This is a genomic window from Myxococcus guangdongensis (genome assembly GCF_024198255.1).
GTDB lineage: Bacteria > Myxococcota > Myxococcia > Myxococcales > Myxococcaceae > Myxococcus > Myxococcus guangdongensis.
On sequence record NZ_JAJVKW010000002.1, the window covers coordinates 535,693 to 559,292 of the forward strand.

The window sequence follows — 23,600 nt, forward strand, 5'->3', positions numbered from 1 at the left end:
TCACCGCGGTACGGCTCAGGCGCCCGCCTTGTCCGGGTCCTCGTCGAAGCGCGCGTCGCCGGTGCCGGGCGCGTAGTCCCACGGGAAGACGACGAGCGCCCCCGTGGAGATGCCCGCGAACTGGGGCGCGTACGCATCCGGCTTCGCCACCAGGCACGCCGTGGACACCTTCTTCGCCCCCGCCTCGCGCGCCAGCGCCATGGCCAGCTCCAGCGTGTCTCCGCTGGACGCCACGTCGTCGACGATGAGCACGCGCTTGCCCTTCAGCTCGCGCGGCATCTCGTTCGAGGGCTTCGGTCCGCCCCGCGGATGCGCCTTGTCGCCGCGGTCCCGGCTGCGGCGGCTGATGCGCACCGGATGGAACGCGCACCCGAGCGCCGACGCCAACGCGCCGCCCACGAACACGCCGCCATGGGCCACGCCCACCACGGCCTCGGGCTGGAAGGACTTGCGGATGTCGTCCGCCATCTGCTGCACGGCGCGGTCCAGCTGCGCCCACGACAGCTCGCGCAGCACGCCCGCGGTGCGCTTGCGCGACTGGTCCTTGCCCGTCGGCTGACGGGGGGCCTCCGCTTGAGGCGCCAGGACCATGTCCGATGGGATGGAGACCAGCTTCTGCGCCTGCGCGCGCGCGGCCGCGGACGGCGACGCGACGCGAGACTTCGCGGGGGCCTTCTTCGACGACGAAGGCTTCGGGGAGGATTTCGCGGTGGGCTTGCGCTTGCCCTGGGCCTTGGGCCCGGGTGCTGCCCGCTTGGTGGCCACGGCGGTGAGCTCCGGCTGAAGTGCGGCCCCGTCATACCCCGAGGCGCGCGCCCTGGCCACATCCCCGCTCACATCCCCACCACCTCACGGACACGAGGCGGTGGGAATCTCCCGGCCACGGCCTTCACTCAGGCCTGGAGCTTCTCCTCCACCATCCGGTCCGCGACCTGCTCGGGGCGCAGGCCCGACTCCTTCGCGCGCCGCAGCACGGTGTCGATGGTGTCGAAGATGTTCGCCGCCCGGGCGTACGCCTTCTGCCGGTCATACCCCGCCCACTCCTGGGCGACGTTGATGAGGCCGCCCGCGTTGGCCGCGTAGTCGGGCACGTACAGGATGCCCCGGCTGGCCAGCTGCTCGCCGTGGCGCATGGTGAGCAGCTGATTGTTGGCTGCTCCACACACCGCCTTCACCTTGAGCAGGGGCAGCGTGGTGTCGTTGATGGCGCCGCCCAGCGCGCACGGGGCGTACACGTCCGCCTCCATGCGGTGCAGGGTGTCCGCGTCCACCGCCGTGGCGCCGTACTGCTTCACCGCGTGCTCCACGCTGGCCGCGTTGATGTCGCTGACGAAAATCCGGGCGCCGCGCTCGTGCAGCTCCTTCACCAGGTACATGCCCACGTGGCCCACGCCCAGCACGGTGACGCGCAGGCCCTTGAGGTCCGCGCCGCCGAAGACGTGCTTGGCCGTGGCCTCCATGGCGCGCGCCACGCCGTACGCCGTGACGGGCGACGGGTCTCCGCTGCGCTCCTTCAGGCCGACGACGTTCTTCGTGTGCTTGCGCACGTGCTCCATGTCGTCGGTGCTGGTGCCGCTGTCCTCGGTGGTGATGTAGCGACCGCCGAGCGACTCCACCGCGCGACCGAAGGACTCGAACAGCTTCGCCCGGTCGAAGTTGCCCCGGGGCAGCATGATGACCGCCTTGCCACCTCCGTGCGGCAGCCCCGCGAGCGCCGCCTTGTACGTCATGCCGCGCGCCAGCCGGAGCGCGTCCGCGACGGCTTCCTCCTCGCTGGTGTACGTCGACAGCGCGCGCGTGCCACCCAGCCCGGGGCCGAGTCGCGTGTTGTGCATTCCGACGATGGCGCGAAGCCCCGTGCGGGAATCACTGAGCAGATGGACGGCTTCGTAGCCGCCTTCGAGCAGTTGCGTGAAGTAACTCATGGCGCGCGGCCTCTACCGAGGCCACGCACCCAAGTCAAACCGAGCCGCTCTCCAACATGCGCCGAATTTCATCTCCTGGAATGACATAGCGCGTCGTGCAGAATTGACACGTTGCTTCAGCCTGTCCTTCCTTCTCCAGCACGTCCTGGAGTTCCTCGCGTCCCATGGCGAGCAGCGCGCGCTTCACGCGGTCCTCGCTGCACGAGCAGCCGAAGCGCAGCGGATAGCGGGCCATCACCTCGAAGTCCGCCTCCGGGAGCAGCGCCCGCAGCACGGCGGACGCACCCGCGGGGGCATGGGCCCGCAAGGCGCCTTGCGCGTCACGACGCAGCCGCTCACCGAGCGCCTGGAAGACCTCCAGGTCGGCATTGGGCAGCGGCTGGACGAGCAGGCCCGCGACGATGCCCAGCGACTCCGGCTTCCCGTCCACCTCGGCGGGCAACTGCATGAGCACCACGTGCGAGGGGAGCTGGTCGGACTGATTGAAATAGCGCTCCAGGTCGCCGGCCAGGTCGAAGCGCTCCAGCTCCACCAAGGAGCGGTAGTGCTCGCCCCCGCCCAAATCGCGCAGCACGGAGAGGAAGCCCTTGTTCCCCAGCACGGGACGCCAGTGGTACTGGTCGTCACTGCCCGTGTACTCCACGAGCGTGTTCTTCACGTAGCCCCGCACGAGCCCGGACGTGTCGCCGTCCACGAAGAGGCCCCGCAGGGGGCCGTCGCACTCGAGCTGGAGGTTGACGCGGGAGTCGCCCTTCTGGAGGGCGCCCAGCAGGGCGGCGGCGGTGAGGGACTGGGACAGCAGCGCCGCGGCGGCCGGGGCGGTGTGGTGGGTGGCCCGGGCCTGACGGGACAGCTGCGTGGTGAGGGCCAGCACCACGCGGACATCGGACTTCTTCAGCAATCCACTGACGAGCTCATCGGACATGACAGGGCGAGTAGCGTGCCCGAGCCCGGCGTGCCCGCCAACGTCAGAAGGCGGACGCCCCGTCGCATGCCGGCCCGGCAGCAGGCCCGCCCGGGGTGACGCATAAGTCCAGGCTTATGCCTCCATGCGCGAAGGCTGGGATGCGCAGGTGCGGAAGAAATCCAGCGTCGTGGCCGGAACGGCTATAAACCGCCGACCGACAGTCAGTCACCTGACCTTGAGCTGGGGCGCGGCCACCTGCCCGCGCGCCATCGCTGGAGAACCGATGAGCACCCAGGCCGCCACCGCCGACGCCGTTGCAACGAAGACTCCGCTCCTCAAGTCCCGCCTGGGCTCGTTCCTCGCGGTGGTGCCCCTGAGCTTCTGGGTCGTCAACCACCTGTGGAACAACCTGGCCGCCTTCAGTGGCGGCGCGGCGTGGCAGAGCGCCGTCACCACGTACTCCAACCCGTACGCCCAGGGCCTCACCTTCATCATCGTGCTGCTGCCGCTCCTGTTCCACACGGGGTGGGGCCTGGTGCGGCTCTTCAGCTTCCGGCCCAACAACAACCGGTACAACAACTACGGCAACTTCAAGTACCTGCTCCAGCGCGTCAGCGCCCTGGGCGTGCTCGCCTTCCTGGGCGCCCACATCTGGCTGGCGTTCCTGCGCCCGCGCCTGACGCTGGGTCACCCGGAGCTGTTCGAGGACATCGCCCGGGAGATGCACTTCCACGGCCCCACGCTCGTCGTCTACCTGCTGGGCACGCTGGGCACCGCGTACCACCTGGCCAACGGCCTGCAGGGCTTCGCCATGGGCTGGGGTCTGCTCGGCTCCGAGCGCGCCATGCGCCGCTTCGAGCCGGTCTCCATCATCATCTTCCTGCTGCTGACGGCGATGAGCTGGAGCGCCATCTACGCGCTGTACCAGGCGGGCGCGGCCTTCGGGCCCGCGGGCCACTAGGCCCCTTGCGTCACCGGGCACTCCGCGAGGGGTGCCCGTCGCTCGAAGCGCCCACCTTCTGAAAAGCACACCGGCCGCCCCCGAGTCCTTCCGGGGAGCGGCCGGTTCGCTTCTGGGGTGTCCGACCGGAGCGGCCGGAGGCCAGAGACGGGCTCAGAACGGGATGTCGTCCTCGTTGTTGCCGCCGCTGCTGCCACCGCCCATGCCGTCATCCATCGGAGGCGGCTGGCCGTAGTCGTTGTTGTCGCCGCCGCGCGGCTGCGAGCCGAAGTTCCGGCGCCCGCCACCACCACCGCCGCCACTGCCCATGTTGTCCCCGGCGTCACGGCCGCCCAGGAACGTCACCGCGTTGGCCACGACCTCGGTCGTGTAGTTCTTGCGGTTCTCCTTGTCGGTCCACTCACGCGTCTGGAGGCGGCCCTCGACGTAGCACTGCCGCCCCTTCTTCAGGTACTCGCCGCAGAGCTCCGCGAGCTTTCCCCAGACGACGATGCGGTGCCACTCGGTCCGCTCCTGCTTCTGGCCGTTCTTGTCGGTCCAGCTCTCGCTGGTCGCGATGCGGAAGTTCGCGACCGCCTGACCGCCCGGGGTGAACCGCACTTCGGGGTCCGCACCCAGGTTGCCGATGAGGATGACCTTGTTCACGCCTCCTGCCATGACTGCTCCCTCTTCCTTTTCGTCGAGTTCCCCCCCACCACGGGGGGGAAATAGGCCCGCCGGGCGTCAGCCCTGGCAGGTTGCCTTCCACGTATAGCAGTGCGCCCTGACATTTCCAGAAGGCGGACCGCGGCACGGGGTCCGCCCGGGCGACAGCGCACCAGACGAGCAGGCAGGACCTGACGGGTACGGGACGGGCCCACCTGGGCGTGAACCCGAGGGCTCAGCGCACGGGACGGCACTCGAGGCGAACCAGGACGGAGGTGCGTCCCCGAGCGTCGCGCGGCGGAGCCAGCCCTGAAGCACGGCCGGGGCCCCCGCACAGCGCTGTAGCTCGGCGATGCGAGGCGCGGGGCCCAAGGCCCGACAGCACGTGAAGCCCACACGTCCGGGGGCTTCGAGGCACGGGATGGGCGGTACGAAATCACCGCCCGGGTGCGGCTCGGCGATGCGAGCCCCAGCCAACACCCGGAGGCCACGCGCCCAGGCACCTTCCGGTCCGACGAGACGCGGAAGATGGGCGCGCGCGTGGCGCGACGCTCGCTACCCGCCCGGATGCGTCTCGGCGGTGCGGGCCTCGGGGGCGCTGCCCTGGGGCTTGGAGGACGCCGGAGGCGGCGTTCCCGCCGGAGCCACCACCTGCACCGGCGCGCCTTCCACCGGGCGGGCCTTGGCCTCCGCCACCTTCTGCGACAGCGCCGAGTCCAGGCCCTTGGCGAAGGTCGCCACCTGGGGATCCGCCGCGCCCACCAGCTTGCGCAGCGACTTCCAGAACGGATGGTCCGCCTGCCCCGTCTGCACCAGCGCCCGGGCCAGCAACGTCGTGGACGCCTCGCGGTCCGAGGCCGACGCCGCGCGCAGCGCCACCACCAGCTCCTCCGGCGCCGTGCGAGCCACCTCGCCCAGGGCCACGGACATCTCGCCCTGCGCCGTGGCATCCACACCCGTGGCGCCCGCGAGCTCCAGCACCCGCGCCAGCGCCTCTGTGTTCCCGCCCGCCGCCAGCTCCACCATGCTCGTGACGCCCGGCACCTCCACCGCCAGCACCCGCGCCACCTCCCTCAGCCGGCCGTACACGTCGCTGCCCGCCGAGTAGCTGTCGAGCAGCGTGCGCGCGCCCAGGTAGTCGTGCGGGTTGGACTGGTACAGGCCCTCCGCCAGCACCGCGCGCACCGCCGGGTCCCGCTCACTGCGCCACGCCGTGCGCAGGAAGCCCAGGTTGCGTGGATCTCTCTGACGGCCCAGCTCCAGGTACGTCTTCACGCGCGAGGCCACATCTCCAATCGCGCCCGCCGCCTTGCCACCGTCCGCCAGCGACGCCACCGCGCTCGAGGGCCCCAGGCTGGAGCCCGTGGCCGCCACCGCCGCGCCCAGCGCGTCCAGCCCCGCGACGATGGGACCCGCGCGGCCCGCGAAGTCGTTCACCATCATCGAGAACGAGAAGCGCTCACCGCCCGCGCTCGTCACGTAGCCGCTCAGCGCGGACACACCCTCGAGCGTGCCCGTCTTCGCGCGCAGCCGGCCCACCGCGTCGCTGCCCTCGAAGCGGTACTTGAGCGTGCCGTCCTTGCCCGCGATGGGCACCGAGGACAGGTACTCCGGCGCGAACGGGAAGCGCTCGTACATGTAACGCAGGAGCTTGTTGAGCTGCGTGGCCGAGAAGCGGTTCGCGTCGTTCAACCCGCTGCCGTTCTTCATCACGTACGTGCCGCGCTGGATGCCCACGTCGCGCTCCAGGAACTGCTCCACCACCTCCACGCCCTTGGTGAAGGTGCCCGGCTGGCCACGCCCCTCGGCGCCCATCGTCTTGAGCAGCTGCTCCGCGACGAAGTTGCTGGAGAGCTTGTTGAGCCGCTTGAGCAGCACGTCGAACGTGTCCGACTGCGCCACGTACACCGCCCGAGCGCGCGACGGCGTCTGCCCCGCCCGCACCTTGCCCTTCACCTTCATGCCGCGCGTGTTGAGCAGCTGCTTGAGCGTCTGCCCGAAGTACATGGGCGGGTTGTCGATCTTCTTCCAGACGCTCACCGCGCCGCCGCGCTCGGGCGGCACCTGCCCGCGCACGACAATCTTCTGCTGCGGGCCCACCGGGTCCGACGTCACCGACACCCGCCGCGCCCGCCGCGCTCCCGTGGAGAGCTGGTTGTCGACGATGAAGTAGTCGCTGGGCGGCTCCATCTCCACCACGCCCTTGGCGCCCGCGCTCGCGCCGGGCCGCAGGTAGATGGCCGCCGCGTTCCAGTTGAGGCTCAGCGCGCCCGTGGGCGCCATGTACGCCCGGTCCGAGTCCTCCTGGTCATACCCGGGCGGCGTGCGCTCGGCGTCGAACCACGAGTCGTCCACGACGATTTCGCCCACCTCGCGCACGCCCGCGTGCCACAGCTCCGACACCATGCCCCACAGCCGCTCGGTGGTGACGGACGGGTCGCCCTTGCCGCGCACGTAGAGCGTCTTCACCTTGCCGTCCGCGCCCAGTTCCGGGTCCACGAGGAACTCCGTCTCGTAGCGGAACTCCGGCCCGAGCGTCGCCAGCGCCGCCGCGGACGTCACCAGCTTCACGTTGGACGCGGGGTTGAGCAGCTCGTCCGCGTTGTGGGTGAACACCACCGCGCCGTCATCCAGGCTCTGCATGTGCACGCCCACCCGGCTCACCTTGAGCGGGGCGCGCTGCAACACCTCGAGCAGGGCCGCGCGCAGCGCCTCGCGGTCCGCGCGCTTCTCGGCGGAGGGCGGCGCCGCCAGGGCACCAGGGGGAAGCAGCAGGGAAACGATGGCCGTCGCGGCCAAGAGGTGTCTGGCTCGAAGAACCTGCACGCACGCTCCGGGGAAGTCGGCGGCCATTATGGTGAATCGCGTGAAACCACGGCAAGAGAGAGGGGGTGCGGGAGTCCACGGTTGGGCGCTCGCTCTCCCGCCAAGAACAAATTGGCCGCCCTGGCATGTGGACTTCTTTTCATAATCCAAGGGCGCAAGATGCCACGCGCCCCTGACAGTCGGCGGCGGACAATCGCCCCTGGGAGGAAAGTTCGATGCGTGCGGTGGTGCAGCGGGTGCTGGAAGCGTCGGTGACGGTGGACGGACAGAAGGTGAGTGACATCGGCCCGGGGCTGCTCGTGCTGCTGGGCGTGGGCAAGGGCGACACCGAGGCGGACGTGGCGTGGATGGTGGAGAAGCTCGCCACGCTGCGCATCTTCGAGGACACGGCCGGCAAGATGAACCTGTCGCTGGAGGACACCTCGCGGCAGCTCATCGTCGTCAGCCAGTTCACGCTCTACGGCGACGCGCGCAAGGGCCGGCGCCCCAGCTTCATCGACGCCATGGAGCCCACCGTGGCCAAGGCCCTGTACGAGAAGGCCTGCGAGGGGCTGCGCCTGCGCGGCCTGTCCGTGGGCACCGGCATCTTCGCCGCGGACATGAAGGTGGCGCTCGTCAATGACGGGCCCGTCACGCTCCTGTTGGAGAGCCCCGGGACCACCGCCGCCGCGCCCAAGCCCTAGATGCGAGAGGTGGTGCCCTTGGTGACGAGCGCGGCGAGGCCCTGCTTCGCCAGCGCCGCCTGACGGATGTGGCCGGTGAGCGCGCCCAGCTCTCGAATCCAGTTCGCCGCGCGCGGCCCCAGCCCGGAGAAGGCCACCGTCAGCGGCGGCGGCTGAGCTTGCTTGCCCAGCCAGTAGGCGAGCACCTCGTCACGCTCCGGCAACGACGGCAGCTTCATGCGCTCCTGCTCGCGCGTCAGCAGCCGCTCCAGCTTGCGCGGCAGGTTCACCTGCCAGTGCGCCACCGCGCGCGCCGGGCGCCAGGCCCAGTCCGCGAAGGCGAAGCGCTCATGGGGGAAGTACTCCCCCCGGCCCTGGGTGACGAAGACGCGGTCCGGGGGGAACTCCGGGAAGGGGTCCCACTGCCCCGCCAGCAGCGAGGCCAGCCCCACGTCCGCCAGCGGACGCAGGCGGAAGCCGTCGCGCACCTCTCGGGACGTCCGGTTGTCCCAGTAGGGGTAGTGGCCCTCCTCCAGCATCAGCGACAGGTGCAGCGCCTCGTCCCAGGCGTCCGCGTACCCCGAGTGGCGGGCGTCCACCTCCCAGCCCATGGGGCCCGTCTTCCAGGGCTGGAACGCGAGCCGGTCCACCAGGTCCGCCCAGGGGTCCGCGTCCACCGAGCCCAGGCCACCGGGCACCGACGTCGCCAGCATGCGCTCGCACAGCATGCGCGACTGGCCGTCCCCCAGCTGCTCCATCAGTGACTCCAGGGCCCCGCTGGCGTCGCCCATGGCGCGAGTGAGGAACGGGAGCACCTGCTCATGGAAGAACGCGTCGTTGATGGGCCGCAGCACCACGTCCATGGTGTCCCCCCGGGCCCGGCGCTCAGGGCCGGGCGTCTTCCTGGATGATGAGCGCGTGGATGTCCGCGGCCGTGGGCGCCTCGAGGATGGCGGCCCGGAAGCGGGGGTTCTTGAAGAGCCGGGAGATGCGGGCCAGGGCCTTCAGGTGCACGCCGGCGCTGTTCTCCGGGGCCACCAGGGCGAAGAACAGGTGGGTGGGCTTGCCGTCGATGGCCTCGAAGTCCACGCCCGCGCGGGACACACCGAAGGCCGCCTGCAGCTGCGTCATGCCCGGCAGCTTGCCGTGGGGGATGGCCACCCCCTCGCCGATGCCGGTGCTGCCCAGCTTCTCGCGCTCTCGCAGCACCTCCACCAGCCGCTCCTCCAGGAGCGGGGGGTGGGCCTGGGCCAACGTGGCGCTCAGCTCGCGCAACACCTCCTGCTTCGTCCGCGACTGCATGTCCGCGATGACGGCTTGGGGGCTGAGGAACTCGGCGATTCTCACTGACGCTCCCGCGCTGGCGCTCCTGAGATGGCGGCAATTACTCCTCACCCTCGATTCGCGCAAGGGTCGCCTGTCGTCCCGGCGCCACACCCGCTCACTGCGCGTCAAGGACCGGGACCCTGGGCCGCCCCCATGTCTCCCCGCCCTCCCGTCCCCAGGGGACGATATGCCCATCCCCAGCGTCCGTTTCCGCCAGTGAACCACGACAGCAAAAGAAAAGGGGAGCGACCGCCATGAAGCGAACGCTGTGCTCGAGCCTTGTCCTCTCGCTGCTGGCCACCGGCTGCGCCACCACCGGTGTCCAGGGCCTGGCGTTGGGAGACGCCGCCGAGGAGTCCCTGCTCCTGCAGGGAGACGCCATCACCGGCCCCACCTCCACGCTGAGCATCTCCGGCAACAGCCTGCGCGGCCGCTACCGCCTGCACCCGGTGGCGCTCCAGTGGGACTACCAGCTGCTCACGGGCTCGGTGGCCCAGCAGGGCGCGCGGCTGGAGCTGGCCGAGGGAGACGACACCCGCGTCTGGGGCACCTTCGGTGGCCAGCTGGTGGACCTCACCGAGGACGGCACGTGGCTGCACGGCCGGGTGGGCCCCTGCGCCTATCTGCTGAAGCGGGAGGCGGAGACGCTCTCGGGCGTGCGCGAGTGCGGGGGAGCGCGCGAGTCGGACATCGTCGTGGCCTTCCCCTCGGCCATCCACTCGCGCCCGCTGGGTGAGCGGGCCGCGCTGATGACGCTGGCGCTCGTCAACGTCCGGGCCCCCGTCGTCACCACGCCCGTGGCGGTCTCCACCGGTGTGCTCACCGACCTGCGCAACGCGCAGGGGAGCTCCAGTTGCAAGAAGGGCTACTGACGGCCCCTCCCAGCCAGGGCCGAGGCGCGCTCCATCTCCCGGGGGAGAGGTGGGGCGCGTCGTTTTTTCCGGGCGTCCCGCGATATGCGCGTCAAAGCCCGGGCGTTCTTCGCGGCGGATGCACCCACCACCCTCCTCGGGTGGTGGGGGGGACACTCCAAGGCAGTGGCCGACCGCGAGCCTTGGAAGAAGCATCCATGAAGGGGCGGCAACGCTCCCGTCACCATCAGGATGGGAGCGTCCGCGCTCCGACTCCTCGAGAGGGGTGGCGGAGCGCGGGTTCTTCCTTCAGGCCCTCACGTCAGGTGCCGGCGGCGGCGGCCAGCGCGGGCGGTTCGTGGGGCTCGATGAGGCCGTACTGGCCATCCTTGCGCCGGTAGACGATGCCCAGCGCGTCCGACTCCACGTTGTGGAACACGTAGAAGTCGTTGTTCATCAGGTTCATCTGCATCACCGCCTCGTCCACCGACAGCGGCTTGACGGTGAGCTGGGTGGAGCTCACCACGCGCGTCGCGACGGCCACGGGCGTCGCGGGCGGGGCGACGGTGAGCTTGGGCGAGGGCGTTTCCACCGCCAGCTCCTCCACATCCGGAACCTCGAAGACGGCGTGCCGCACCCTCATCTGGTTCAACAGGTCCTGTCGGTGGTGGACGCGCTCCTTGCCGTGATGGTTCTTGAGCTTGTCGCGGTAGCGACGCAACTGGCGTTCGATCTTGTCCATCGCCAGGTCGATGGACGCGTACATGTCCTCGCTCTTCTCCCGCCCGCGCAGCACCCAGGCGCCGGAGTGGACGGTGATGTCAGCGTGATGGATGCGACCGGCTTCCAACGACAAAACGACGTGTGCCTCTCCTGCTCTGTCCAACAGCTTGTTCACCCGCTCGACCTTCTCGCGTGCGTACTCCTTGAGGGAATCCGACGCCCCGAACTGACGGAAGGTGATGTTGAACTGCATGCGTGGCTGCCTCCTAGGGTGAGGGGAGCTGCGTGACAGATCAGAAACGTTCTGACCTCGGGAAAGCAACCCATCCCCCCGGGTTGACTCTTCCCGAGCGCACCTGCCGTCCGGGGCCTGACAACACGCCGTTGCTGGTGCTCGGACCTGCGGGGCATCAGACTCTTCAACCCCTCGGAATCAGGCGATGCGCCGCGGCACGGACAGCAGCGCACCGGGTAGCTCGCGACACGGGCTCAGGCGAGCAGCCTTCCTCCCGTGACACCCAATCTCTCCGCGTTCACGAAGCGTGATTCATCCGAGGCGAGGAACACGTAGGACGGCGCCAGCTCCGCCGGCTGCGCGGGGCGGCCCATGGGCGAGTCCTCGCCGAACGTCGACACCTGCTTGCCGTCGAAGGACTGGGGCGTCAGCGGCGTCCACACAGGGCCGGGCGCCACGGCGTTGACCCGAATGCCGCGCTCGATGAGGTGCTGCGCCAGGCCCTGGGTGCAGGTGACGATGGCGCCCTTCGTGGTGGCGTAGTCGAGCGCGGCGGCGTGGGCTGATACGCCTGGAGGGAGGCCGTGTTGATGATGGTGCCGCCGGCCTTCATGTGTGGCAGCGCGCAGCGCACCAGGTGGAACATCGCGAGGATGTTGACGCGGAACGTGCGCTCCAGCCGCTCGGGGTCCAGCTCCTCGAACGTCTCAAGGCCGCGTTGTTGACGAGCGCGTCGATGCGACCGAAGCGCCGCACCATCTGCTCCACCAGCTCGCGGCACGTCGCCTCCACCGCCAGGTCCCCGGGCGACAGCAGCGCCGAGCGCCCCGCGTCCTCCACCACGTGCTGCACCTGACGGGCGTCGTCCCCCTCGCTGAGGAAGGAGACGGCCACGTCCGCGCCCTCGCGCGCGAAGGCCAGGCACACCGCGCGGCCGATGCCGCTGTCGCCGCCGGTGACGAGCGCCACCCGGTCCTTCAGCCGCCCCAGTCCCTTGCTTGTAGGACTGCTCGCCATGGTCCGGCTCCGGCGACATCCGCCCCTCCTTGCCCGGATGAAGCTGCGTCTGCTCGGGGAAGGGAGGCTTGGGGCCCGCCTCACGCGGGTCGGGGTTCTTCTGGGCCCTGGCTGCGCTCCGTTCAGGGGAAAGAGGGTCCCTGCACGGTGGCGTCCGAGCCTGGCCGCGACAACCGGGCGAAGCGGGCTCACGCGCCCGCCCCGGAAGGATGCGAGCGGAAGGCTACTGCACCGCGACGACCTGCTCCTTGGAGTGGAAGTAGGTGCCCGAACAGCTCACCACGCCCGAGCACTCCAGCACCTCGCCGCGGACCTGGCCTCTCACGGTGAGCAGGTACGTGGCGGCGCCCAGGTTGGGCGGCACGGTGAAGGTGACGCGGCCGCCGTCGCGCGTGGTGGTGAGCGTCGCGGTGACGGCGCCGCCCTCGGCCAGGAGCGTGGCGCCAGCGGACTCGAGCGACTCGCTCGACGGCATCCACTGGTACGAATAGGTCTGGCCCCGGAGCAGCCGCTGCACCTCTGACAGGCCATCGAAGGAGCGCTTGGCCTGGGCCTCCTTCATCACGAGGGTGATGGTGGTGCCGGAGCCGTCCTGGAAGACGACGCGCGCGTTGGTGGGCGACAGCGCGGCCCACGCATCCGGGTCGTAGTCGAGGAAGGCGCGCGTGGGCAGGCACACGTCACGGCCCGCGGTGTCATCCACCCCGCCCCGCTCCACCTGCATCGGCTCGCCGTTGAACGTCGCCGTGACACCCTCGGTCAACCGCGTGCAGACGTCGCCGCCCGCCTGCGAGAAGGTGACGGTGACGCGGTGCGAGCCCGCGGCCTGCTCGAGTTCGAACAGGTCCACGTCCGCGTGCGTGTACAGGAGCGTGCGGCCGGACAGCCCCGCCAGGTCCACGTCCTGCTCCTTCAGCGAGGAGCCACAGCCTGCCGCGAGGAGCCCGAGCGCGGCCAGGACACCCGACACCACGCCACCACGGAAACGAGAGGAAGAGTGCATACGGGCCGCACCTATACCGCCCGCGCCCGCCCGACGGGAGCACAACGGCACGGGGGCGTTGCCTTTCCCACCCCGCCCATGGCCCGCCTGCTCGCTAGGCCTCCTTCTGGAGCATCCCCGAGAGCCGCGCCTTCACCTCCGGCCACTCGGTGTCGATGACGGAGTAGTAGGCGCTGTCGCGCACCACCCCACCCCGCACCAGGACGTGGTTGCGGAGGATGCCCTCGAACTTCGCGCCCAGCCGCTCAATCGCGGCGCGCGAGCGCGTGTTGCGCTGGTCCGTCTTGAGCTGCACGCGCATGGCGCCCAGCGACTCGAAGGCGAGTTGGAGCAGCAGGAACTTGCACTCGGTGTTGACGCGCGTGCGCCACACCCGGCGCCCCAGCCACGTCCAGCCGATCTCCAACGTGCGGCTGTCGCGCTGGATGTCCAGGTAGCTGGTGGAGCCCACGGGCACGCCCGTCGCCTGCTCGATGATGACGAACGGACGCTCGGTGCCCTTCTCCGCGCCGCGCAGGCGGTCCGCGATGAAGCGCTCCACGTCCTCGCGCGTGCGAGGCACCACGGTGAAGTACGTGAAGAGTTCGTCCTCGCACAGTGAGGCGAGGGCCGGGGCGTGCTCGAGCGACAGGGGCTCCAGGCGCACCGCGCGGCCCTCGAGGACGACGGGGGGAACGACCAGCGGCAGGGGCTCCCGTCGGGGGAGCCCCTCGTCCGAGGCAAGCAGGAGGACAGGGGCGCTCATGATGCGCCCACTCTGCGTCGGCGCGTCTTGGCGCGCCAAGAGCCACTTGTCGCCGGCTCAGTAGTACCGCTTGCGCTTGCTGCTGGGGAGGATGCCCAGCACCTCGCGGTACTTGGCCACCGTGCGGCGCGCGATTTCGGTGCCCTGCGAGCGCAAGAGCTCGACGATCTTCTGGTCCGAGTACGGGTTGCGCGCGTCCTCCTGCGCGACGAGCTGCTTGATGTGGTGCTTCACCGCCTCGCTGGCGGTGTCCTCGCCGGACACGCGGGCGATGGACGAGTTGAAGAAGTACTTCAGCTCGAAGATGCCCTGCGGCGTGTGCACGTACTTGCTCGTCGTCACCCGGCTCACCGTGGACTCGTGCATGCCGATGTCCTCGGCCACGTCGCGCAGGATGAGGGGCTTGAGGTGCGCGATGCCCTTGTCCAGGAAGTCGCGCTGGAACTTCACGATGCTCTCGGTGACCTTGTAGATGGTCCGCTGCCGCTGGTGGATGGAGCGGATGAGCCACACCGCGCTGCGCAGCTTGTCCTGGATGAAGTCCTTCGTCTGGCCGGGGCCCACCGCGCCCGTCTTCAGCGCGTTGCGGTAGGTGCCGGAGATGCGCAGCTTCGACAGGCCGTCGTCGTTGAGCACCACCGTGTACTCGTCCCCCATCTTGTAGACGAAGACGTCGGGGGTGATGTACTGCGCGTCGTCCCCGCTGAAGTTGCGGCCCGGCTTCGGGTCCAGCTTGGGGAGCAGCTTCACCGCCCCCACCACCTCTTCCAAGGTGACCTTCAGGTCCTTGGCGATGGCGGGCAGGTTCTTGCTCTCCAGGTACTTCATGTGCCGCTTGATGATGAGGCCCAAGAGCGGCGCCTGCGGCTCCTTCATCCCCTGCAGCTGGATGAGCAGGCACTCCTGCAAGTCGCGAGCGCCGCAGCCGCGCGGCTCCAGCATCTGGATGCGACGCAGGGTGCGCTCGGCGATGTGCATGGGCACGTCCGCCTCGTTGGCCAGGCGGATGAGCGGGTCACCCTCGATGTCCGGCAGCTTGAGGTAGCCGTCGTCATCCAGGTTGCCCAGGATGAGCATGGCGATGCGGCGCTCGGCGTCGTTCAGGCGCAGCGTGCCCAGCTGCTCCTGGAGCTGGTCGACCAGGTCCTCCTTCTTGACCAGGTTCGCCTCGAACGACGGCAGGTCGTCCGTGGCCACGTTGCCCTTGTTGGACGCGGTGGTGGGCTCGTTGAACTGGTAGCTGTTGAGGTACTGCTCCCAGTCGATTTCCGGCGGCCCGTCCCCGTCCGCCTTGAACTCCGGGGCGTTGTCCCCGGAAGCCGACGGCAGCTCCACGTCGCGCGGAATCTCGACGTTGTCCGCCTCCAGCGACGCCTCTCCGGGCTCCTTGTCCCCCACGTCGCCCGGTGCCTGCTCGTCCGGCTGCTCCAGGAGTGGATTCTGATCCATCTCCTCGCGGACCTGCTCCAGCAGCTCCATGCGGGAGAGCTGAAGCAGCTTGATGGCCTGCTGCAGCTGCGGCGTCATCACCAGCTGCTGCGCAAGCTTCAGGCTTTGTTTGAGTTCCATCGCCATGAGACAGGGTCTCCCCGAGTGATTCAGCCCCTACACAACACGGGACCAATCAAAGACCGTGCCAACGTAACAAGGCCCCCTGACGGCGTCTAGTGCCGGAATCGTGGTCCCTTGCTTGCATATTCAAAATTCCACAAGGAAACCAAGAGCTTGCACGCACTGAGCGTGACTGGGCCTTGTTGACCTGTCGACGCAAAAGCGGGGCCAACCCAGTCTATGCACTCGGTTGTCTGGAGGCCAGTCGTCCCTCAAAGCGGCTGCTGGAGGCGGAACCGCTCCCCCAGGTAGACGGCGCGCGCGCGGGGCGAGGCGGCAATCTCGGCGGGCGTGCCCTCCTCGAGGATCTGCCCCTGTGTGATGATGTAGGCGCGATCACAGATGCCCAGGGTGTCCTGGACGTTGTGGTCGGTGATGAGGACGCCCAGGCCGCGCTCGCGCAGGAGGAAGATTTGCCGCTGGAGGTCGCCCACGTTGATGGGGTCCACGCCGGCGAAGGGCTCGTCGAAGAGGATGAAGCGCGGCTGGGGCAACAGGCTCCGGGCAATCTCCGCGCGGCGGCGCTCGCCGCCGGAGAGGGTGCCGCCCAGGGACTCGGCGACGTGGGAGAGGCCGAACTCCTCGAGGATGGCGCTGGCGCGGGCCTCGCGGGCCTTCTTGTCCAGGCCCTTCTGGAGCTCCAGCACGGACAGGAAGTTGTCGCGCACGGTGAGCTTGCGGAACACGGAGGCTTCCTGGGGCAGGTAGCCCACGCCCCGGCGCGCGCGGCGGTGCATGGGCAGGTGCGTGAGGTCCTCGTCGCCCACGCGCACGCGGCCCGCGTCGGGCGTCACCAGGCCCACCACCATGTTGAAGCTGGTCGTCTTGCCGGCGCCGTTGGGGCCCAACAGGCCCACCACCTCGCCCGGGGACACGGTGAAGGACACGCCGTTGACCACCTGGCGCCCGCGGTAGGCCTTCTTGAGCCCCTCCGCGTACAGCTTCGCGTCGCTCATCGCGGCGCTGCCTCCGGGGCCGTGGGGGCCGTGCGAGCGGGCGCGGGCGCGGCCTTGCGCTTGGAGGGCGTGGGGGCCGACGGCGGCGACTCGAAGATGATGACGGCGTTCTCCACCTCGAGCTTCTCGCTGCCCAACGTGAGGCGGACCTTGGTCCCGCGCATGTACGTGGTCCCCTGGCGCGCCTCCGGGGTGCCGGTGACGACGAGCACGCCCGAGGCGACGTCGTACTCGGCGCGCTCGCCGCGGGCCATGCGGTCGCCGTCCACCGCGTGCACGCCGCCGGTGCACACCACGCGCGTCACCACGCGGGGCGGCGCGAAGTAGGCGGTCATCCGGTCGCACTTCAAGTCCAGGGTGCGGTGCTTCACCTTCACGTTGCCGGTGAGCGTGGCCTGCGACTTGCCGCCCTCGATGAGGTCGGCGGTGATTTGCACCGGCTCCTTCAGGTCCACCGGCCCCAGGGGGCCCTGGGTGGGGCTGCCCGCGGCGGCGGCAGGCGTGCCCCCGTCCGTGGGCGTGGCGGCGGCGACGGCGGGCATCGGCTGCGCCACGAAGAAGGCCATCACGAGGAACTCAATCACGCCCTGACTCTCCCAGCACGGTCTCCACCGAGCCTTCGAAGGTGAACGTCTCATCCGGGAAGGACAGCGAGAAGCGGTCCGCCCGCAACTGGTACGCCGGCCCTCGTACCTTCACGCCCTCGTTGCCCCGCGCGCCCTTCTCCACGGCGTCGTAGGTCAACCGCGGCGTCTCCACCACCATGCCCTCGCCCGTGCGCACCACCACGCCGCCGGACGCCACCAGCTGCTTGGACGCGACGCTGCCCTCCATATTCGGGGCGCTGATGTCCAACCCCTTCTCCGTGCCCACCGACATGCCCTGCTCGGGGGTGCCCGGGGGGATGCGCAAGGTCGCGTTCGTGGCCTGCACGTCGCCGCCGGAGCGCTGGTACGTCAGCGACTCGGCATTTCCCGACAAGGTCAGGCGCTCGCCCTCGTAGGACGCCAGGCGCGCGCCGTGGAGCACCACCTGGGGCGGGGGCCCTTGGGGGGCGTCCTCCGCCGGGCGACGCGGGGTGCACGCCGCGACGAGCAGGCAGAGGGCGAGGAGGCGGACGGGCGAGCGCGACACGAGGGTGCCTTCTATCACCGGGCGGTGGCCGGCGCCGCCCCGGCGAGCAGGGCCTGGGGGGAGGCCTCGACGGGGGGCCGCGTCTTCCAGCGCTGATGCATCCACACCCACTGCTCGGGGGTGCGCCGGATGGCCGCCTCGATTCGCGCGGACAGGGCGGCGGTGAGCGCCAGCGCCGCGGCCTCCCGGTCCTCGCCCTCGGGGAGGGGCACATCCTCCATCACCAGCCGGTAGCCGCCACCCTCCACGCGGTGGCAGAAGCCCGTCACCACCGCCGCGCCCGTGCGCACGGCCAGGTCCGCCGCGGCGCGGGGCGTGGCCGCCAGCTGCCCGAAGAAGGGCACGAAGAGCGACTGCACCTTGGTGTCCTGGTCGATGAGCAGCCCCAGGATTTCACCGGCCCTGAGCGCGCGCAGCATGGCCCGCGCCGCGCCGTCCTGGCCCCGCCAGATGCTGCGCACCCCACCCCGCTCCCGGAACCGCTCCACCAGCTTCGTCAGGCGCGGGTCCGTGGTCTCCTTCGCGATGCTCTGGCTGGGGTAGCCCGCGCGCGCCACCCGCCGGGCGAGCAGCTCCCAGTTGCCCACATGCCCTGAGATGAAGACCACACCCTTGCCCTTCGCCAGCGCCGCGTCCAGCACCGCCCGGTCCGCCTCCGGCCACGCCACCAGCGACTCCAGCCCCCGGTCCAGCGCGCCCGTGCAGGCCACCTCCAGCGCCGCCGCGCCCAGGTGACGGAAGGACGCGCGGGCCAGCGCCTGCCGCTCCGCGTCGGACTTCTCCGGAAACGCGGTGGCCAGGGACTTCAGGGCCTTGCGGCGCTCACCGCCCGCGATGGCGTAGGCCCACCCACCCAGACGGGAGCCCAGGGCCCGGGCCCACCCCAGGGGGAGGGGTTGAAGGCACAACAGGACCGTCCGGATGAGCAGGTACCGGAGGAAACGTTTCAGGCGCTTTGCTAAGGGTGGACGCTCCACACGTCGCTCCATATCCCATGCGCGAATACAACTTCGACGGACTCGTCGGTCCTACCCACAACTACGCGGGTCTGTCGCCCGGCAACCTGGCGTCACAGAGTCACGTCGGAGAGTCGAGCCATCCCCGGGAGGCCGCGCTCCAGGGCCTGGAGAAGATGCGCTTCGTCTCTGGCCTGGGGGTCGGCCAGGCGGTGCTGCCGCCCCAGCCGCGCCCCTCGCTGCGCGCCCTGAGGACCCTGGGCTTCACCGGCACCGACGAGGAGGTCATCACCCGCGCCGCGCGCGAGGCCGAGCACCTGCTGCGGCTGACGTCCAGCGCCTCCTCCATGTGGACCGCCAACGCGGCCACGGTGGCGCCGAGCACGGACACGGCGGATGGACGGGTGCACCTGACGCCCGCCAACCTGTCGCAGATGTTCCATCGCGCGCTCGAGGCGGACACCACGCACGCGGTGCTGCGCGCCATCTTCGCCGACGAGAAGCACTTCGCGGTGCACGCGCCGCTGCCGCCCGGCAGTCACTTCGCGGACGAGGGCGCGGCCAACCACACACGCCTGGCCACCCCGGGGCACGCGGGCGTGCACCTGCTCGCCTGGGGCCGCAGCGCGTGGCAGGACGTGGCGGGCCCCAAGCGCTTCCCCGCGCGGCAGACGCTGGAGGCGAGCCAGGCCCTCGCGAGGCTGCACCAGTTGGATGCGCGCTCGGTGCTCTTCCCGCAGCAGAACCCCGAGGGCATCGACGCGGGGGCCTTCCACACGGACGTGCTCGCGGTGGGCAACGAGCGCTTCCTCATGCTGCACGAGCTGGCCTTCGTGGACCACCCAGGGCTGCTTCAGGTGCTGCGCGAGAAGCTGGGTCCGGACTTCCGCGCGGTGGTGGCCAGCAGCGCGGAGCTGCCGCCCAAGGACGCGGTGAAGGCGTACCCCTTCAACTCGCAGGTGCTGACGCTGCCGGATGGGACGATGGCCATCGTCGCCCCCATCGAGAGCCGCGAGACGCCCGCGGCCCGCGGCTTCCTCGAGCGCGTGGTGGCCGAGGACACGCCGGTGAAGGCGGTGCACTACCTGGACGTGCGCCAGTCCATGAACAACGGCGGCGGGCCCGCCTGCCTGCGCCAGCGCGTGTGGCTGACGGACACCGAGCGCCGCGCCATCCACGCGGACGTCTTCTACACGCCCGCCCTGCACGAATCCCTGGCCGCCTGGGTGCGCCGCCACTACCGCGACGTGCTGCGCCCCAAGGACCTGCAGGACCCGCTGCTCGCGCGCGAGACGATGACGGCGCTGGACGAGCTGACGCGCCTCCTGAAGCTCGGCAGCGTCTACGACTTCCAGCAGTGACGCCTGCCCGCCTGCCCCAGTGACGGGACGCCGAGCCCTCGCCCCCGAGGCTCCGTCCCGAGGGACGAGGAGTGCCGTGGCCCCAACCGTCGCGGTGACACACCTTTCGTTCAAGGAGGTGGCGTCCCGTGATTCCGGCTTCCATCCAATACTATCTGCGGCGTAACCGAGTCCTCTACGAGCGCTACTGGCATCCCAGGGCGGTCAGCGCCCAGGAGCTGGCGGAGGCGCTTCATGTCTCCGGCTGGCGCGTCGCCAAGTCCGTCATCGTGATGGCGGACCGTCAGCCCTGGATTTTCGTCGTCCCCGCGGCGGGCACCGTGGACCTGGAGCGCGTGCGGGAGCTGCTCGGCGTGCGCACCGCCCGGCTCGCCACCGAGCGGGAGTTCGCCGACCACTTCCCGGACTGCGAGACCGGGGCGGAGCCGCCCTTCGGCGAGCTGTACGGCCTGCCCGTGGCGGTGGACGAAACGCTGAGCCTCACCGAGCACCTGCTCTTCCGCGCGGGCTCGCACGAGGAGGCCCTGGAGATGCGCTTCCAGGACTTCGCCACGCTGGAGTGGCCGCTCGTCGCCTCGTTCATCCACGAGCGGCTGCAGCCCGCGGCCTCGGCCGTCACCATCATCCCGCCGCTCATGATGGAGCAGGACGCGCCGATTCCGGCGTGAGGAGGGCTCAGGGCTCCACGAGCGGCTCGCGCGATTCTCCCAGCAGGTGCTCCAGCTCCTGCGCTCGCGGGTCGCTCAGGAGCTCCTTGCGACGCGAGTCCACGCGAGCACGCTCGGCGGACTCCAGCCGCGTCATCCAGGCGCGCGCGGCCTCACGGGCGTCGGGAGGCAACAGCGCCAGGCCCTCGCTCACCGAGCGAGCCGCCGCGTCGTAGCGCTTGAGCGACTCCTGCAGCCGCGCCACCGCGAAGTGGGCCTCCGCGCTCGGCAGGAGCCGGGCCACCGTCTGCCGCCGGTCCACCGCGCGCGACAGGAGCCCCTCGCGCTCCAGGCCATCCGCCTCCATCGACAGCAGGCGCGCCCGCTGACGGTAGTCCGTGACGAGACCGCCCACCGATTGAAGTGTCTGGCGCGCCCGCCGCGTCAGGCCCGCGTCCATCTGCCAGGAGGCCAGGATGAGGGCCAGTTCCAGGTCCTCGGGGTGACGTGAGCGCAGGACCTCGATGTCCCGCAGCGCGGCCTCGCTCTCCCCTCGCCCCCGGAGCACCTCGGCGCGCAGGAGCACGGTGTCTCGCTCCCCCGGCGCTCGACGCTCGACCTGCACGCAGGCCGCCTCCGCTTCGGGCAGCTCCTTTCGCGACAGCCGCAACCGCGTCTCGCGCGCCCACAGCGCCGTGACGCCAGGGCGACCCTCGAAGTGCTCTCGCGCCCAGGCGCCATAGGCCAGCGCGAGCTCCGGACGATTCAAGTGCCAGGACAGCGCGTCCAGCAGCGCGCCGGCGATGTCGGGGGAGTCCGGCGTCATCGCCACCAGGTCCTCCACCGTCCGCGCCCGGCGGACCGCGTCGCCCACGAGCGCGCCCTTCTCGCCCGCCTCGTACGCCAGCCGGTACTCCAGGAAGGCCTGTGAGCGATGCCCCATCGCCAGCAGCGCATGCGCCGCGACCCGGTGCGACACCGCGTCCAGTGGCGCCAGGTACAGCGCGCGATTCACGAAGGCCAGCGTCTCGCTCGCGCCCTCTCCACCGCGCGCCGCGTGCGCGGAGGCCACCAGTCGATACAGCAGGTAATCCGCTGGGTGCCGGTCGATGAGCTCGAGCCCCCGGGCATGCACCGTCTCCACCGGCGCTCGCGCGCGGACCAACTCCGCCAGCTCGGTCTCCACCTCCGCGAGCCGCGAGGCGCCAGGCAGCAAGGCCACCAAAGCCAACGCCATCAGCGCACCACAGGCCGCCAGCGACAACCCGGACGAAGGCAGCGCCCACGCATCCAGGGTGTCACGCTCGCGAGGACGCGCCACCGTGCCCAGCACCACCAGCGCCGCCACGGCGCAGGCCGGCAGCTCCAGGCTGAAGTCGAAGAGGTTGTGCAGGGCCAGCGCGGCCACGCCCGCGAGCGCGGACACCTCCAGGGCGTCCAGCCCCTCGCGTCGCGCCAGCCGCGCGAAGCCCCAGACGGCCAGGACCAGCAGCAGCAATCCCGGCAGCCCCAGCTCCGCCACCAGCTGGAGCACGACGTTCTCCGGATGCGTGAGCGTGTTGGGGTTGAGCTCGGACTGGTAGCGCGGGAAGGCCGCCTCGAACGCGCCGCGTCCCATGCCCAGCGCTGGGAAGGACGAGGCCGCCTTCGCCATCATCGGCCACAGCGACACCTTGGACTGCCCCAGCTTCTCCAGGCTGTCCGCCGAGCGGGCCTCGGCCCAGAGCGGCTCCGCCACCGCATACGCGCCCACGGCCAGCACCGCCAGGAGCCCCAGCACCGGGACGAAGCTGCGCGCGGATGTGACGCCGCGTCGCTCCTCGCGGCGCCTTCGCATCAGCCACAGCGCGAGCAGGCCCTGACCGAGGACGAAGAACACGATGCCGCCTCGGGACAGCGTCAGCACCACGCCCAGCCCACACGCGCCCGCCGCCAGCGCATACGGCAGCGCCTTCATGGGAGGACGCATCGTGAGCGCCAGCCCCACGCCCACCGACGCCCCCAGGCCGAGGAAGCCCGCCAGGTGGTTGGGGTTGCCGAAGAACGTCACCAGCGTCGGATGCGCATGCACCCAGGAGCGCAGTCCGAACAGCGACGTCACGCCCATGAGCGCGTGGCCCAACCCCACCAGCGTCACCGCCGCGCCCGTGAAGGTCACCACCGCGAGCAGCCTGCGACGGCTGTCCTTCGAGCGCGACACCTGGACCGTGGCGAGGAAGACGAACAGGTACGCCAGGTGCTTCGACAGCTCACGCCACGTGGCCGGCGGGTCCAACGACACGGGCCGCGCACCGCCGAGGCCCAGGGGCTCCAGCGCGAACTCCCGCAGCGCCGCGGCCTCCGGGCTCACCAGCCCCAGCACACCAGACGGCAAGGGGACGAGCTGCGCCACGCACAGCACCGCGCCGGCGGCCAGGGGCACGGCCACGAGGGGGAAGCGCAACGAGTGCCCGTGTCGCCGCGCGCCAATACACGCCAGCAGCGCGGCCGCGCCGGAGAGGAGGCCCAGCGGGACGAGCACCCACCTGGCCGCTCCGCCGAGCGCCAGCGGACACACGACGACGAGCGTGGCCAGGGCCACTTCGGCGAGCCGGGTGTACCGGGAGCTGCTGCGTTGCGAGGGGGCCATTCGGGGTGCGCGTCGAGTATGGCATGGGCTCCGGAACCCTCTGCTTTCCGGCCCGCACATCCTGCTCGGCGGCTGACAGGGCCGGCAGGCGCGGAGCCCCTCCCTCCCTGTCCGGCGTTGAAAACCCCTCCGGCCCCCGAGTGGGCTTGCATCCCGAAGACCTTCTGGCATCTTCGCCCGCACCCATGCGCCGCTTCCTGCTCGCCACCGCCCTCCTCTGCGCCACCCTGTCCGGCCTCGCCGGCTGCAAGGGGCCCTGCCGCGAGCTGTCCGAGAAGCTGTGCGACTGCTCCATCAACTCGGTGGAGAAGGAAATCTGTCTCCAGAACGCCTCGCGCGAGGAGAACCGGGTGGAGCCCACGCCCGAGCAGGAGGCCGTCTGCGAGACGAAGCTCGCCGGCTGCGACTGCAAGAAGATCGAGACCCCCGAAGGCAAGCGCGAGTGCGGCATCGCCCGCGAGGGTGGCATCGACTGAGGGC

The 23,600-nt window shown here is 70.6% G+C and carries 22 protein-coding genes and 1 pseudogene; 6 read left to right on the forward strand and 17 right to left on the reverse strand.

Going from position 1 to position 23,600, the window contains the following annotated elements:
* Positions 1–15: 15 nt before the first annotated feature.
* Genes LXT21_RS07045 through hslO form a run of 3 tightly spaced genes read right to left on the reverse strand, consistent with a single transcriptional unit; the run spans position 16 to position 2,850 of the window.
* Positions 16–837, reverse strand: a complete 822-nt coding sequence (locus LXT21_RS07045) for a phosphoribosyltransferase (RefSeq protein ID WP_323394176.1) — start codon at positions 835–837, stop codon at positions 16–18.
* 56 nt (positions 838–893) lie between these two features.
* Entirely contained in the window at positions 894–1,925 is a 1,032-nt protein-coding gene (locus LXT21_RS07050; protein ID WP_254037311.1) for a Glu/Leu/Phe/Val dehydrogenase family protein, read from the reverse strand.
* 34 nt (positions 1,926–1,959) lie between these two features.
* Positions 1,960–2,850, reverse strand: a complete 891-nt coding sequence (hslO, locus tag LXT21_RS07055; protein WP_254037312.1) for an Hsp33 family molecular chaperone HslO — start codon at positions 2,848–2,850, stop codon at positions 1,960–1,962.
* A gap of 265 nt (positions 2,851–3,115) precedes the next feature.
* Between hslO and LXT21_RS07060 the strand changes: the two genes are divergently transcribed.
* Positions 3,116–3,793, forward strand: coding sequence for a succinate dehydrogenase (locus tag LXT21_RS07060; protein WP_254037313.1), 678 nt, complete (start codon positions 3,116–3,118; stop codon positions 3,791–3,793).
* Positions 3,794–3,946: 153 nt separating this feature from the next.
* Here the strand turns inward: LXT21_RS07060 and LXT21_RS07065 are convergent, their stop codons facing one another.
* Both LXT21_RS07065 and dacB read right to left on the reverse strand, forming a co-directional pair.
* Positions 3,947–4,450 carry a single-stranded DNA-binding protein gene (locus tag LXT21_RS07065; RefSeq protein WP_254037314.1) on the reverse strand — a complete coding sequence of 168 codons (504 nt, stop codon included), beginning with the start codon at positions 4,448–4,450 and terminating at the stop codon, positions 3,947–3,949.
* A 543-nt stretch (positions 4,451–4,993) separates the two neighbouring features.
* The gene (dacB, locus tag LXT21_RS07070; RefSeq protein WP_254037767.1) at positions 4,994–7,264 is read right to left on the reverse strand and encodes a D-alanyl-D-alanine carboxypeptidase/D-alanyl-D-alanine endopeptidase; all 2,271 of its coding nucleotides are present in this window, start codon (positions 7,262–7,264) and stop codon (positions 4,994–4,996) included.
* Between the two features lie 215 nt (positions 7,265–7,479).
* Here dacB and dtd point away from each other — a divergent pair, with 215 nt between their 5' ends.
* Positions 7,480–7,947 carry a D-aminoacyl-tRNA deacylase gene (dtd, locus tag LXT21_RS07075; RefSeq protein ID WP_254037315.1) on the forward strand — a complete coding sequence of 156 codons (468 nt, stop codon included), beginning with the start codon at positions 7,480–7,482 and terminating at the stop codon, positions 7,945–7,947.
* On the opposite strand, the gene LXT21_RS07080 is transcribed toward dtd, so the two are convergent.
* Both LXT21_RS07080 and LXT21_RS07085 read right to left on the reverse strand, forming a co-directional pair.
* The gene (locus LXT21_RS07080; protein ID WP_254037316.1) at positions 7,944–8,789 is read right to left on the reverse strand and encodes a hypothetical protein; all 846 of its coding nucleotides are present in this window, start codon (positions 8,787–8,789) and stop codon (positions 7,944–7,946) included. The genes dtd and LXT21_RS07080 overlap by 4 nt on opposite strands.
* Before the next feature lie 22 nt (positions 8,790–8,811).
* Positions 8,812–9,273 carry a PTS sugar transporter subunit IIA gene (locus LXT21_RS07085; RefSeq protein WP_254037317.1) on the reverse strand — a complete coding sequence of 154 codons (462 nt, stop codon included), beginning with the start codon at positions 9,271–9,273 and terminating at the stop codon, positions 8,812–8,814.
* A 233-nt stretch (positions 9,274–9,506) separates the two neighbouring features.
* On the opposite strand from LXT21_RS07085, the gene LXT21_RS07090 reads away from it, so the two are divergent.
* Positions 9,507–10,124 (forward strand): hypothetical protein, encoded by a 618-nt coding sequence (locus tag LXT21_RS07090; RefSeq protein ID WP_254037318.1) that lies wholly within the window; start codon positions 9,507–9,509, stop codon positions 10,122–10,124.
* Between the two features lie 301 nt (positions 10,125–10,425).
* Here LXT21_RS07090 and hpf read toward each other — a convergent pair whose 3' ends face one another.
* The 9 genes and pseudogenes from hpf to LXT21_RS07135 all read right to left on the reverse strand — a co-directional run bounded on the left by hpf (position 10,426) and on the right by LXT21_RS07135 (position 18,516).
* Positions 10,426–11,079: a ribosome hibernation-promoting factor, HPF/YfiA family gene (hpf, locus tag LXT21_RS07095; RefSeq protein WP_254037319.1), complete on the reverse strand. Its 654-nt coding sequence runs from the start codon at positions 11,077–11,079 to the stop codon at positions 10,426–10,428.
* A 236-nt stretch (positions 11,080–11,315) separates the two neighbouring features.
* A pseudogene (locus tag LXT21_RS45610) lies at positions 11,316–12,078 on the reverse strand (SDR family oxidoreductase).
* A gap of 223 nt (positions 12,079–12,301) precedes the next feature.
* Positions 12,302–13,081 carry a hypothetical protein gene (locus LXT21_RS07105; protein WP_254037320.1) on the reverse strand — a complete coding sequence of 260 codons (780 nt, stop codon included), beginning with the start codon at positions 13,079–13,081 and terminating at the stop codon, positions 12,302–12,304.
* Between the two features lie 94 nt (positions 13,082–13,175).
* Entirely contained in the window at positions 13,176–13,826 is a 651-nt protein-coding gene (locus LXT21_RS07110; protein ID WP_254037321.1) for a GNAT family N-acetyltransferase, read from the reverse strand.
* Between the two features lie 57 nt (positions 13,827–13,883).
* Positions 13,884–15,401, reverse strand: a complete 1,518-nt coding sequence (gene rpoN, locus LXT21_RS07115) for an RNA polymerase factor sigma-54 (protein ID WP_254037322.1) — start codon at positions 15,399–15,401, stop codon at positions 13,884–13,886.
* Positions 15,402–15,649: 248 nt separating this feature from the next.
* The gene (lptB, locus tag LXT21_RS07120; protein WP_046711212.1) at positions 15,650–16,393 is read right to left on the reverse strand and encodes an LPS export ABC transporter ATP-binding protein; all 744 of its coding nucleotides are present in this window, start codon (positions 16,391–16,393) and stop codon (positions 15,650–15,652) included.
* Positions 16,390–16,977, reverse strand: a complete 588-nt coding sequence (locus LXT21_RS07125; RefSeq protein WP_254037323.1) for an LptA/OstA family protein — start codon at positions 16,975–16,977, stop codon at positions 16,390–16,392. Before LXT21_RS07125 ends, lptB begins: the two co-directional genes overlap by 4 nt.
* The gene (locus LXT21_RS07130) at positions 16,970–17,527 is read right to left on the reverse strand and encodes a hypothetical protein (protein WP_407666969.1); all 558 of its coding nucleotides are present in this window, start codon (positions 17,525–17,527) and stop codon (positions 16,970–16,972) included. Before LXT21_RS07130 ends, LXT21_RS07125 begins: the two co-directional genes overlap by 8 nt.
* Before the next feature lie 14 nt (positions 17,528–17,541).
* Complete coding sequence (locus LXT21_RS07135; protein WP_254037324.1) at positions 17,542–18,516, reverse strand: lysophospholipid acyltransferase family protein; 975 nt, start codon at positions 18,514–18,516, stop codon at positions 17,542–17,544.
* 5 nt (positions 18,517–18,521) lie between these two features.
* Between LXT21_RS07135 and astB the strand changes: the two genes are divergently transcribed.
* Positions 18,522–19,844, forward strand: coding sequence for an N-succinylarginine dihydrolase (gene astB, locus LXT21_RS07140; protein WP_254037325.1), 1,323 nt, complete (start codon positions 18,522–18,524; stop codon positions 19,842–19,844).
* A 128-nt stretch (positions 19,845–19,972) separates the two neighbouring features.
* Positions 19,973–20,512 carry an aminoacyl-tRNA deacylase gene (locus LXT21_RS07145; protein WP_254037326.1) on the forward strand — a complete coding sequence of 180 codons (540 nt, stop codon included), beginning with the start codon at positions 19,973–19,975 and terminating at the stop codon, positions 20,510–20,512.
* Between the two features lie 7 nt (positions 20,513–20,519).
* Here the strand turns inward: LXT21_RS07145 and LXT21_RS07150 are convergent, their stop codons facing one another.
* The gene (locus LXT21_RS07150; RefSeq protein WP_254037327.1) at positions 20,520–23,120 is read right to left on the reverse strand and encodes an O-antigen ligase family protein; all 2,601 of its coding nucleotides are present in this window, start codon (positions 23,118–23,120) and stop codon (positions 20,520–20,522) included.
* A gap of 185 nt (positions 23,121–23,305) precedes the next feature.
* Here LXT21_RS07150 and LXT21_RS07155 point away from each other — a divergent pair, with 185 nt between their 5' ends.
* Positions 23,306–23,596 (forward strand): hypothetical protein, encoded by a 291-nt coding sequence (locus tag LXT21_RS07155; protein WP_254037328.1) that lies wholly within the window; start codon positions 23,306–23,308, stop codon positions 23,594–23,596.
* Positions 23,597–23,600: the final 4 nt, after the last annotated feature.

Bases quoted from the DNA above. Each gene is read 5' to 3' on its own strand.
- LXT21_RS07050 (WP_254037311.1), bottom strand. From the start codon at position 1,925: ATGAGTTACTTCACGCAACTGCTCGAAGGCGGCTACGAAGCCGTCCAT.
- hslO (WP_254037312.1), bottom strand. From the start codon at position 2,850: ATGTCCGATGAGCTCGTCAGTGGATTGCTGAAGAAGTCCGATGTCCGC.
- LXT21_RS07060 (WP_254037313.1), top strand. From the start codon at position 3,116: ATGAGCACCCAGGCCGCCACCGCCGACGCCGTTGCAACGAAGACTCCG.
- LXT21_RS07065 (WP_254037314.1), bottom strand. From the start codon at position 4,450: ATGGCAGGAGGCGTGAACAAGGTCATCCTCATCGGCAACCTGGGTGCG.
- dtd (WP_254037315.1), top strand. From the start codon at position 7,480: ATGCGTGCGGTGGTGCAGCGGGTGCTGGAAGCGTCGGTGACGGTGGAC.
- LXT21_RS07080 (WP_254037316.1), bottom strand. From the start codon at position 8,789: ATGGACGTGGTGCTGCGGCCCATCAACGACGCGTTCTTCCATGAGCAG.
- LXT21_RS07090 (WP_254037318.1), top strand. From the start codon at position 9,507: ATGAAGCGAACGCTGTGCTCGAGCCTTGTCCTCTCGCTGCTGGCCACC.
- hpf (WP_254037319.1), bottom strand. From the start codon at position 11,079: ATGCAGTTCAACATCACCTTCCGTCAGTTCGGGGCGTCGGATTCCCTC.
- LXT21_RS07105 (WP_254037320.1), bottom strand. From the start codon at position 13,081: ATGCACTCTTCCTCTCGTTTCCGTGGTGGCGTGGTGTCGGGTGTCCTG.
- LXT21_RS07110 (WP_254037321.1), bottom strand. From the start codon at position 13,826: ATGAGCGCCCCTGTCCTCCTGCTTGCCTCGGACGAGGGGCTCCCCCGA.
- rpoN (WP_254037322.1), bottom strand. From the start codon at position 15,401: ATGGCGATGGAACTCAAACAAAGCCTGAAGCTTGCGCAGCAGCTGGTG.
- lptB (WP_046711212.1), bottom strand. From the start codon at position 16,393: ATGAGCGACGCGAAGCTGTACGCGGAGGGGCTCAAGAAGGCCTACCGC.
- LXT21_RS07135 (WP_254037324.1), bottom strand. From the start codon at position 18,516: ATGGAGCGACGTGTGGAGCGTCCACCCTTAGCAAAGCGCCTGAAACGT.
- astB (WP_254037325.1), top strand. From the start codon at position 18,522: ATGCGCGAATACAACTTCGACGGACTCGTCGGTCCTACCCACAACTAC.
- LXT21_RS07150 (WP_254037327.1), bottom strand. From the start codon at position 23,120: ATGGCCCCCTCGCAACGCAGCAGCTCCCGGTACACCCGGCTCGCCGAA.
- LXT21_RS07155 (WP_254037328.1), top strand. From the start codon at position 23,306: ATGCGCCGCTTCCTGCTCGCCACCGCCCTCCTCTGCGCCACCCTGTCC.